Source organism: Vibrio zhanjiangensis (assembly GCF_030161235.1).
Taxonomy (GTDB): Bacteria; Pseudomonadota; Gammaproteobacteria; order Enterobacterales; family Vibrionaceae; genus Vibrio; species Vibrio zhanjiangensis.
In genome coordinates, this window is sequence record NZ_BSPW01000052.1 from 17,672 (window position 1) to 28,397 (window position 10,726).

Below are 10,726 nucleotides of genomic sequence, written 5' to 3' on the forward strand. Positions count from 1 at the left end.
TAAAAAACAACTTAAATAATTAAGGATACGACTTATGTCAGAAGCAGCAGCTGCGGTAAACGCACAAATCACAGACTCTGTAACTCAAGTAAACACAAAAGTTGTCGGTGAAACTCCAGCGATGGCCATGGGCAACTTGCTTATGTCTACTTCACACGCACTGTCTAATGCAGCGCACAATGCAACATCTGCTCAGCAACAAGGCCAGATCATGATGCAGGCAGCGACAGTTCAAGGTGTTAACTCACTAATGAGCGTTGGCTCTGCAGTTATCGGTCGCTCGAGCGAAGAAGTTATCGAGAGAGGCTAATTTCTAGCAAATAGCCCCAGGGCTGATGTTGGATTAACGTCAGCCCAAATCTAAACGGTCAATCATTAATTTAAGAGGAACTAACCGATGTCAGAAACAGCAACAATCGTAAACCCACAAATCACTGATTCAGTTACCCAAGTGAACACGAAAGTGGTTGGTGAAACACCTGCGATGGCAATGGGTAACCTATTGGTTTCTACTTCTCACGCATTGAGCACTGGTGCGCACAACGCGACTTCTGCTCAACAGCAAGGTCAGATCACTATGCAGGCAGCAACTGTTCAAGGCATTAACTCATTAATGAGTGTTTGCTCTGCCGCTATTGGTCGTACAGGCGAAGAAATTATCGAGAAAGGCTAATCATTAGCGAACAAAATAAATTAAACACTAAATAAGAGAGGAAAAATATTATGTCAGAAGCAGCAACCCAAGTGAATGGACAAGTTACAGACTCAGTGACTCAAGTTAACACTAAAGTCGTTGGTGAAACTCCAGCGATGGCAATGGGCAACTTACTCGTTTCTACTTCACACGCTCTAAGTACTGGTGCACATAATGTAACATCTGCTCAACAGCAAGGCCAAATCACTATGCACGCAGCAACCATCCAAGGTTTTAATGCGCTAATGTCTGTAGGTGGCTCAATTGTTGGGCGTACTGCTGAAGGAATCATTGAGAAAGGCTAATCTCAAGACAATAAATAAACAGAGCATTTATTTATAAGTAAAAAATATAGCCATTATATACATATATAGTGGCTATATTATTAAAGTGAATAAGGTAGTGAAATGTATATTAGATGGTTGGACTTGATAATTTTGTGTTGGCTTTTACTATTAACTGTCCCTCATATATCTAGAATGGTAGGATAACTTAATGTAAGTGAGGAATATGGATATAAGAGAACTAATAATATCTGATATAAGAAAATTGCTTTGGTTTGTGTTTGATAGCGAAATTCTCACTCTTGAAAAAAAAGAAGATCTTAATATAGATCTTGCAGAAATAGAGAACATAGATAACTTAGAAGTGGACGATCTTTTTACCCTGAGAGACAAGCTATTAGAACTTACAAAAGAGCACTCAATGGAGCAGATATCTAATAAATATTATATGGCTTCAGTAGAGTCGCATAAGTTATTGAGTTTGTTCTTGAGAGTGTTCCTTATCTTGTTGATATCTTTTATATTAACCTTGGTGTATTTACATCACAAAGACATTATATCTGTATCAATTGACGAAGAAAACCTTATTAGCTTTACATATACCAAAGGGTATTATCTATTTAAAGAATATATAAATCCTTATATATTTGCGCTGATGTCCGTGTTGCTACGTATAGTATTTCTACTAAATGGGTGTATTATGACGTATAACAGTGCAAAGATTAAAAGAAATAAATATATAATTTATTCTGTTGTGTGGCCACCTATTGTCGTCCTAATGTCCAAATCCATAAGTATAGAAAGTATTCCAGTTCAGTTCTTATGTATAATTTTAGGTTGGGGTGTGGAAACATTTATCAAAACAATAGAAAAATCCGCAGTGATTTTTGAAAAACAGGTATCAAAAAAAATACTAAGTATACTTAACCTTATTAATGGTTTTTCCGGAAAGTGATGTAGGGTCTCAGCTCAGGGAAGTGAGCTGTTGTTTTATACTGCATGGGCTTTCTTGGGGTTAGTAATAATGAATAATATAATGCGGAAGCTTTAGCTAACCAATCTTGTAACAATTATGATTAGAAACTATCCAACTAGAGTGCCTATATAACTGAGTACTCTAGTCGGATTGATATCTTGGAAGTAGAGAAAAGTATATATTAGCGAACCTGTGGTTTTATCCAGTTTGGGTTCAATAGAGAGACGAGTTCATGGTCTTCCCATTTTTTGTTGATGAGCAAGTAGTCTTTGGCAAATCCTTCGGATTTGAATCCTAACCGCTCTAGAACGGCCTTACTTTTGCTATTTTCAGGCATATAAAAAGCAGATATTCTGTGTAAGTTTTGCACTTGAAACATATAGTTAATGGACTGTGTTAGTGCTTTTGTCATGACCCCTTTTCCCTGTGCTTTTTCACCCAATGAGTAGCCTAAACTGCATGAATGAAAAGGAAATCGACAAATATTACTAAACGATATAGCTCCAATCATCTCAGAAGATTGACGGTCTAGAATGATAAAATAAACGAGAGATCCACTGTTACTTAGCTCATCAAACTTGCATAGGATTTGAGACCATCCTTGTATGGTAAAAAAATTCTCATCTCGTTCGGGTTCCCATTTCTCTAAATGGTTCCTATTTTTCACATAATAGTTGGTTATTGTCTCAACGTCTGAAAGCTTTGCTGTTCTTATTATAATGTCATCTACAGTTATACTCACATTATGAAGAGAGTTAAGTTGTATCATTTCTATGACCTCTTTTTGATAGTTTAATTTTTTATAAAATTTAAATAAATCTATAAAATATGGCGATTGCAAGTGTAGAGTTTTCAAATTATCGACAAATAGAAAAGATTATTTTTATATGATAATTTTATAAATGGTGATATTTAAATGTGTTGACGACGCATTTTAGATGCCATTTTTTGTCATTTATTTCCGTTCTAGAATAGGAAATAGCAATAATAGTAATGTTTGCTGTCCATAGCGTATGAACTTTCTAACTTTGATGGTGTATATCTTAGTTAACAGTATTATCATATAGAAGATACAAAATGCTTAAGTTTTAGTAAATTTCAAGTATAAAGATAAGATAGATAGAATGTTAACTTATATATCTTAATGTTATTTCTTTTAGTTGATTTATTGATATTTATTAATTGAGAAAAAGTCGTGATTGCAATTTTAATTATTCAATGAATTAAATGATAAGCAACGTTTTTCAAGAGAATTTAGATATATTTATTTTTGTAGAAACCCTGATAGGGAAAGGCTTTTCGTCGTTTATCCCTTTGAAAAAGTTCACTTAATGGGTCTGCTTTAGGGCGTGGTACAACCTTAAAAATTCAAGAATATTTTTATATATTTTTGAAATTTTATAACCCTTCTATTCTTTTTATCTGTGAAATAAATTACGTTAAATCTAATTATTATAAGAAAATCAGTGAGTAAGGATAATGAGTAGAAAGCTTAAGGCGTGTTTTAGAGCATATCGTTGCTTTCATAAGGCGATAGAGAAAACAGGGTACCTATCACTATCGTCTATCGTTGAAAGTCAATATTACTACCCTAGAGACTACCCTCTGCAACTTAAAAGAAATGATGTCTTGCTGGAAACGGACATGAACAATTATGTTCCCATGAGTAAAAGAGAGAAAGGGATTTTAATATCAAGATTTAAAAAATCTTAGTTCATACACGGTTGATGAGGCTGACGTTTGAATAGATGATGTAATGTGGCTTGTTAGCCCTAATCCAGCGTATTTATTCTAACTTTTGTTAACGGGTTTTCGCGCCTATCACTGAGAGTTTCCAATCTCGATTGAATTCGTGGTGAAGACTCGTGCTGCTTTTCCCTGCTCATTTGCTTGTATGTATCTATGACTTTTTCGATGAGATCGAAAACTTCTTCTTCCAGCTGCAAATCGCTTTTGGGCTCAGATTTGTATTTGTAAGTTACAGTTCTTCTTCTTCCTGGGCCAAACCTAGTTGTACGCCGGAGAATGCGATAGGTGGTATCTTTACTATCTTCCATTTGCTACCTTATGAATAAATTAGAACAGAAAAAATCGCCTTTTTCGTGTGGTTTCTGATGCTGTCTCAGTATTTTTCTTACGGCATTCTATTGATAGAGCGACGATTTTTTCATAGTTGCTAATTGCATTTGCAATCAATTGGTTAGATTCAGCAATCGTAGTAAGGCATGTGACTTTATCGCCGCCTTCCAGCAGTTTTGCCATCGCCACGCCGGAGGCGGTGTTACAAATATCAGTGACATTGCGAATATTGTCGACGGCATCTTGAATAGCAATCGATGTGGCTTGATCGATGTAGTTATTCTGTTCATCTGCCATTAGGCTTATGCACTATTCAAGATGATAGCCTTGTTACGAGCGAGAAAAGAAGCCGGCTAATCCGCCTTTTTTCTTTTTGTCTCTTTCTCGTTGTGCACTCATACCAAACTCTTCCCCAACACTACCTTTTTGTGAGGAAGCTTGAGGAATGGCGAGTAACCGAGCACATGCATTTGTTACTGATGCTGATGTTGTTACTTGAGACTGTTGCTGGTTAGCGACCAAGTTATGCATGGTTAAGCCAATAGTTTCGGATAGAGTCGTTTCAGCTATTGACGTTGGTTGATCAGAAAACTTCTGTAGAGTGGTATAATCTTGATCAGACATATTGTTTCCCTTACTTATACAAGTGGTTATGAACAGACTGATATAATAACCAAAATAGTGAAGTTTACTTCTTATAAAATAGCCATTCTTTGGTAATATATGATTAACATAAATGCCATTTAAATTTTTACTATAATATTTAATACGTATGAGTTATGTAAGTTTGATTCACTATTTATATTGTGTGTGTTTTTTTTGACATTCAAATCACAAAAAATTATGTAAATTATTTTGCTAAGTGATATTGTACAGGAGCTTAAGAATGTTTATGTGAAATACAGAGTCTATGAGAGAGATCTGTCGCTATGAAACGTTTAATTTTCATGCGCATACATGGAAAACATAAGCTTTACACTTGTTTTTTATCGATTATGATAGCAAAAGAGTTATATGACCAAGTATAAGTATTTGCAAAGAGTATATGAACGAAGAATAATCAACTCTAGCTCATTGTCCGACTTAATTATAAGAAGAAGATATTATGGCGGTTTTAATAGTAATTCTTTATCTATGAATGTAGATAACGGCTATTTAACTTTAAGAAAGTATAATGTATATGGTAATAAAAAGGAAAAATAGTTATAAGTTTATTAATCTATAGTTTACCTCATAAATCTAAGGATACCTATTTTTTATTTGTAATTGGCATTTTTAAACTATCCAGTAATTTACTGTGTTTGATACATTTATATAAGTTTGAAATTAATAATATGTATCGTATACATGCTGGTAAAAAATATAGCAATATATTAAGATAGCTAGGATTTACTTAATAAAACTAATCACATAATCCAAAGTATATCAATGACTATATTTTATCCTCATGTTTTGGAGGTTTAAATGTCTGTCTTTGATTTTTTTCTTTTATATCTTTACTTCCTAAAATATATAGCAACATTTTTGCTTATATTTCTATTCTACTTTGGTCTTGATGATGTTTGTATTGACATTATTTATTGGTACAACAGATTATCAAGCAAGCATCTAAAGAAACATAGCGATATAAATCTAGAAAATATAGTGGATTTACCTCATCAGAATATGGCTATTATGATTCCTGCTTGGCAGGAACATGGTGTGGTAGAAAAAATGGTTTCTAATCTCGCTACGTCTTGCAAATATGACAACTACCACATTTTTGTTGGCACTTATCCTAATGATATCGAAACCAAGAAATGCATTGATGAGGTGTGTAATAGATTTGATAATGTGCACAATGTGGTTTGCAAGAAACCAGGTCCTACGAGTAAAGCAGACTGCTTAAACAATATATTCGATTTTATTTTAAAAAAAGAAGCTGAAGATGGCATCAATTTCTCAGGATTTATTTTACACGATGCTGAAGATGTAACTCATTCTCATGAACTTCAGTTGTTTAATGCTTATCTTCCACAATATGACTTGATACAAATTCCTGTCTATCCATATGTAAGGAAATGGTACCAGTTTACATCATCTCACTATATTGATGAATTTTCTGAATTGCATGAAAAAGATCTTGTTGTACGTATGTCTATGACAAATCAAGTACCAAGTGCTGGAGTCGGTACATGCTTAAGTCGCAGAGCTATGATGAGATTGGCATACAAGGGGAAGGGTAGACCATTCGACTGCGCATCACTAACTGAAGATTATGACATCAGTATAAGACTTAGACAGTGGGGTATGAAAGAAATTTTTGTTCGATCTTATGCCAAAAACACGGGTTTTGATTTTTGTAAGGACAACAAAACATCACTGATTTCTGTCAGAGAGTTCTTCCCTAGCTCATTTCGAGCAGCGGTAAGACAAAAAAGTCGTTGGATTGTAGGAATAGTATTTCAAGGCTGGAAAAACATAGGTTGGACCAATGACTGGAAGATGAATTATTTTCTTTGGAGAGATAGGCGTTGTGTAATATCGAATACAGTTTCTTTTCTTTCTATGATAATTTTTATTCAAATATTGTGTATTACTTTTTATCAATTTATTTTTGAAGACAGCTATTTTTTTGTTTCAATATTTGAAGATTATTTCTTAATACAATTAATAAGCTATGCCAATATATTGTTTTTTATTAATAGGATAGTTCATCGATTCGTTTTTGTTAGGAGATTTTATGGACTGATTAATGCCTTTATTTCTGTTCCGCGTACAGTTTGGGGTAATGTCATCAACTTCTTTGCAAATATTAGAGCTATATACCTCGTCATGTCTAAAGATAATGTAATGAAAATATCATGGGATAAAACTGACCATGACTTTCCTGATATTGACAACACCTAAATAGTAAGGGAATAATATATGAGAGTAATACGATATATAAAAATAAGTATAATAGTTATCTCCTTACTGACAGCACCATCTTTGGATGCTGTGAGAGATGGCACCATTGATTTAGCGTCATATTTAAGTGACTCCGCACACTTTCGTACTTTTCCGTATTTAAATAGAGCATTTGCCTATGAGCGAAGCCAAAGAATTACGGAGGCTATTGTCGAGGTCGAAAGAGCTTTGAATATTGCCCCTAACTACCTGCCTTTTTTGCGCTATCTATTTAAGCTTCAGCTAAAGGCGAAGCTATTTGCAAAAGCAGAGGCGACATTGCAAAGATTGCCCATCCGTGAAAGAAGTAAACTACTGGCAGCGGTAAGAAGCGAAATGTCTGTTCAGCAACTGACCTTGACGAATTGCGAATTTCTAGCCCTGCTAGATGGATTGTCAATTGGGGCAAAAAGGCAAGTTTACCTGTACCGTCTTTACTGGCTCGCTGATACTTCGGAATCAATAGCCTTAGAGTGGAGTGTTTCGCAGCCCTTATCAATTAAGCCAGATCAAGCAATAGTGTATGAGGCCGAAGCATGGTTGAAGCGAGAAAACTATACCCGGGTACTCAATACTATGGCTCAACTAAAGGACAGGAAAACGCTGTCAGATAGGGAACAGTATTTAGTTGGTCTTGCGCTACTTAAGAGTGATCAGGTGGACGATGCAGTGTCTATACTCATACAGTCTGAAAGTGGAGAGACAAAGCTTTTGCTTGCGAGGCAGTTGATCGCCAATTTGACTTATGATCACCAGTACGATCGTGCTTTGTCTTGGTTCAAGTGGTTAGAGCAACATTACGTTTTGTCTTCAAAGGACTATGCGAATGCTTATAACCTAGCTTTAAATATTGGCGATTGGGAACTTGCACGCGCTTATCAAAAGCATTTGTATGAAAGCTCTTGTACTGAGAACGCATTAATTAGTGCTAGGTTAGGTAATAGCGAGTTAGCCAAACAACAGTTGTCATCATGTTCTTCATTTGAGTCACCAAAATTATGGCTCAGCTTAGCGGAAGAGCTAAATCTGAGCTTTCTGATTGAGTCGGCTTCTTTTAATGATTCAAAACTCACACATAGGCAAAAGTTAGTTGTTGCTTGGAACAAATACAATCAGGGCGAGTATCAGAAGACAATCGATATTTTGTTATCGACTTCTCTTTCTATCAATTCAAGAAGGTTATTGGCATCCGCATACGACAAAAACGGCGAGTTCAAGGACTCAATGCGTGAGTGGAAAATCATTTACCGCCAATACAATCAACTATCTGATCTCTTGAATTTACTTGAGGTAATGAAAAGAGCATTGACCGAGGTTGAATTAATTAGAGAGTACGAGCAACTATTATCTGATGTCTCTTTGTCGTCCAAAATTCGGCGAGATATTGCAGAGCAATTGCTTTTCCTCTATTCAAAACACCCTGAAAGTTTCAACCCTGAGATTGCTATGCGGCTGACTGATATCGATATTCGATCCTTCACTCGTGCCAGCCTTTGGCAATTTCATGATACTTGTGCGATTGCGCAAACTGCATTCACAAAACCGCAGACGACGTTTGGTTGGCAAGTGCTGGGCTATTGTAGTTATGAGGCCAGTCCACAAAAAGCTATTGAGTACACCGACAATGCTTTATTACTTGAAAAATCACCATCAAGTCATATTGAAATTTTGGGCATCAAAGCACAGATGCTTTTTAAGCAGCAGAGATATAACGAAGTACTTGAGATTCTTTTGCCTAGCTGGAAAAAGCAATCACCACATGTCAGGCTTCTCATTTCTAAAGCTTATTTGCAACTCGGGCAACATGAAATGGCGAACGATTGGTGGAGAGTAACTGATGAAAAAGAAATATTGGAGTGGTGGCTACTGGGTTCTGACATCTACTTAAGTGAGAAAAACTTTTCAGCAGCACAAGATATGCTCAAGAAAGCAGAGAACAAATTTGGTTCCAATCTAGAGTTTGTGGCTAGGCATGTAACACTCTATAAGCTATTAGAAAGCAACAACGAACTTACAGACTATCTTTCTCGCCAGCATGATTCTTATCCAGACGACATCTACATTACCACTGAGCTTGCTTATGCATATTTTGTCACCGAGCCTGAGCTATCTGTGCGTCTGTTTGAGTCGGTTATTCCCAGACTGGAAGGACGCGATAAAATCACTGCCCGTCATCAACTCGCTCAAGGATACAAAAAAATAGGGCTTAGGAAGCAAGCACAGTCTGAATATCAAGTTCTTATCGACCAATTAACGACCATGCCGATTCAAGATACCCAACTTATTGATCAGCTTAAATCTGAGAATCGAGACGTCAATTCGAACTGGAAATGGGCATTAAGTGGGGAGTCTGGCGGCAGTAGTCCATTTCAGAATCTTCTCCAAGATTCCAGCAATAACACCTTTTATCAATTGAGTGCCAGTTATCGTTTAGATGATCACCCGTCTCTATCTGGGCAGTTAAACTTACTGAGCTCAGGGACTTGGGATACGATGGGAATCGATTTAGGAATAACGTGGAAGCCGTTGCAAAGGTATGATTTATCGCTTTCTTCGGGGGTTCGTGAGTATTGGGGAGACGATTCTTTTATGACTACCTACCTGAGATTGAACGGCGATGTGTTTTCAGGCTTAGGCTGGAACAAAGCTTGGAAAGGATTGCGGCAGTCTAGCTGGTCAAATAGCTTGTATCTAGACGCATTTTATCAGTTTTATGATAACAGAACCTTGCTTTATGCCCGGGGAGAGTCTGGTCCAGTTTGGGGACTGGTTGAAACACACCACCAACGTATAAGAACATATGGGTTGCTGCAAGCAAGTGATGATACACAGGCTGAGCCTAGCCTAAAAATAGGTGCAGGTATTGGTTGGTTAGCATCTTTTAATGATGATAAGTATAAGGGATATGGAAATGAGACAGAGATATCAGTAGAGTGGCAAAAGCAACTCAATGATAATGAGCAGGATGAATTGGTACTAAGGTTTAGTGCCTATTACTAAGCGCTGACACATCGAGTTTATCTGTTATCGATTTGTCTAAATCAATGATTTTAACATCAAGAGATTTGTCAATATTGTAAGATATTCGCTAGAATATAATTTTTGGATAAAAACGACTCTTATTATTTTTGTTGATATTTTTATTTCTAATTTGTCAAATATTTGTGTTTTGTAAAGACATTAATATCGATGTATTCACTTCTTGTTTCAATTTTCTCACCATGCTTGATTAGGAAAAATATAAAATCAAATCGTTATTTCCAATTTCTTTACTTATGAGAAATATTTTTCAAACTAAAGCATGGTTCTATTCCTACAAAAATAACAGTGTTTGGCGGATTGTTTTTGGCTTTTCCGATGTTATATATTTAATTGTTGTTAACTAAATGTAATGATTTTGTGTTTCTGAAGCTTGTGCTAATTTTGAGGCTTATTTACTCGATAGAAAAGGTTTAACAAGTTTGTTCCCAGCAACTCAAGTCATGGCATTCGGTGATTTCACACAGTGTCCATTTAAACATGACAATGTGGAATGGATAGATACCATGATCATGAGTCATGGATGCACTGATTTCTGCGGAGCCTTACTTTTCAGAAAGTCAACTGCGTTCCTTTTCTGTTGAATATCGAGCGCTTTCGCTTCTCCTACCTACTATTCGAATCAAAATATGAACAAAATAATATTGCTCTCTTTACTATCACTTTGTGATCACCAAGCGATTCTGTCGTACCTTAATTACCAAGCGACTTTGTCATTACGTTAAC

10 protein-coding genes are annotated in these 10,726 nt (G+C 36.0%); 6 read left to right on the plus strand and 4 right to left on the minus strand.

Annotated elements, in window-relative coordinates; all coding sequences use genetic code 11:
• Positions 1–34: 34 nt before the first annotated feature.
• From QQK21_RS12780 to QQK21_RS12795, 4 genes are all read left to right on the plus strand, one after another.
• Positions 35–310: a RebB family R body protein gene (locus QQK21_RS12780; protein WP_284192580.1), complete on the plus strand. Its 276-nt coding sequence runs from the start codon at positions 35–37 to the stop codon at positions 308–310.
• Positions 311–397: 87 nt separating this feature from the next.
• The gene (locus QQK21_RS12785) at positions 398–673 is read left to right on the plus strand and encodes a RebB family R body protein (RefSeq protein WP_284192581.1); all 276 of its coding nucleotides are present in this window, start codon (positions 398–400) and stop codon (positions 671–673) included.
• A gap of 50 nt (positions 674–723) precedes the next feature.
• Entirely contained in the window at positions 724–999 is a 276-nt protein-coding gene (locus QQK21_RS12790) for a RebB family R body protein (RefSeq protein WP_284192582.1), read from the plus strand.
• Between the two features lie 205 nt (positions 1,000–1,204).
• On the plus strand, positions 1,205–1,933 hold the full coding sequence (locus QQK21_RS12795; RefSeq protein ID WP_284192583.1) for a hypothetical protein: 729 nt from the start codon (positions 1,205–1,207) through the stop codon (positions 1,931–1,933).
• A 202-nt stretch (positions 1,934–2,135) separates the two neighbouring features.
• Here QQK21_RS12795 and rimJ read toward each other — a convergent pair whose 3' ends face one another.
• From rimJ to QQK21_RS12815, 4 genes are all read right to left on the minus strand, one after another.
• On the minus strand, positions 2,136–2,723 hold the full coding sequence (gene rimJ / locus QQK21_RS12800) for a ribosomal protein S5-alanine N-acetyltransferase (protein ID WP_284192584.1): 588 nt from the start codon (positions 2,721–2,723) through the stop codon (positions 2,136–2,138).
• Between the two features lie 1,003 nt (positions 2,724–3,726).
• Complete coding sequence (locus QQK21_RS12805; RefSeq protein ID WP_284192585.1) at positions 3,727–4,011, minus strand: hypothetical protein; 285 nt, start codon at positions 4,009–4,011, stop codon at positions 3,727–3,729.
• Between the two features lie 19 nt (positions 4,012–4,030).
• Positions 4,031–4,330: a hypothetical protein gene (locus QQK21_RS12810; protein ID WP_284192586.1), complete on the minus strand. Its 300-nt coding sequence runs from the start codon at positions 4,328–4,330 to the stop codon at positions 4,031–4,033.
• Between the two features lie 33 nt (positions 4,331–4,363).
• The gene (locus tag QQK21_RS12815; protein ID WP_284192587.1) at positions 4,364–4,657 is read right to left on the minus strand and encodes a RebB family R body protein; all 294 of its coding nucleotides are present in this window, start codon (positions 4,655–4,657) and stop codon (positions 4,364–4,366) included.
• Positions 4,658–5,497: 840 nt separating this feature from the next.
• Here QQK21_RS12815 and QQK21_RS12820 point away from each other — a divergent pair.
• The gene (locus QQK21_RS12820; protein ID WP_284192588.1) at positions 5,498–6,922 is read left to right on the plus strand and encodes a glycosyl transferase family protein; all 1,425 of its coding nucleotides are present in this window, start codon (positions 5,498–5,500) and stop codon (positions 6,920–6,922) included.
• An 18-nt stretch (positions 6,923–6,940) separates the two neighbouring features.
• The gene (locus QQK21_RS12825; protein WP_284192589.1) at positions 6,941–9,961 is read left to right on the plus strand and encodes an NfrA family protein; all 3,021 of its coding nucleotides are present in this window, start codon (positions 6,941–6,943) and stop codon (positions 9,959–9,961) included.
• Positions 9,962–10,726 lie beyond the last annotated feature (765 nt).

Excerpts from the sequence above, each read along its gene's own strand:
- QQK21_RS12780 (WP_284192580.1), top strand. The coding sequence starts at position 35 with ATGTCAGAAGCAGCAGCTGCGGTAAACGCACAAATCACAGACTCTGTA.
- QQK21_RS12785 (WP_284192581.1), top strand. The coding sequence starts at position 398 with ATGTCAGAAACAGCAACAATCGTAAACCCACAAATCACTGATTCAGTT.
- QQK21_RS12790 (WP_284192582.1), top strand. The coding sequence starts at position 724 with ATGTCAGAAGCAGCAACCCAAGTGAATGGACAAGTTACAGACTCAGTG.
- QQK21_RS12795 (WP_284192583.1), top strand. The coding sequence starts at position 1,205 with ATGGATATAAGAGAACTAATAATATCTGATATAAGAAAATTGCTTTGG.
- rimJ (WP_284192584.1), bottom strand. The coding sequence starts at position 2,723 with ATGATACAACTTAACTCTCTTCATAATGTGAGTATAACTGTAGATGAC.
- QQK21_RS12805 (WP_284192585.1), bottom strand. The coding sequence starts at position 4,011 with ATGGAAGATAGTAAAGATACCACCTATCGCATTCTCCGGCGTACAACT.
- QQK21_RS12810 (WP_284192586.1), bottom strand. The coding sequence starts at position 4,330 with ATGGCAGATGAACAGAATAACTACATCGATCAAGCCACATCGATTGCT.
- QQK21_RS12815 (WP_284192587.1), bottom strand. The coding sequence starts at position 4,657 with ATGTCTGATCAAGATTATACCACTCTACAGAAGTTTTCTGATCAACCA.
- QQK21_RS12820 (WP_284192588.1), top strand. The coding sequence starts at position 5,498 with ATGTCTGTCTTTGATTTTTTTCTTTTATATCTTTACTTCCTAAAATAT.
- QQK21_RS12825 (WP_284192589.1), top strand. The coding sequence starts at position 6,941 with ATGAGAGTAATACGATATATAAAAATAAGTATAATAGTTATCTCCTTA.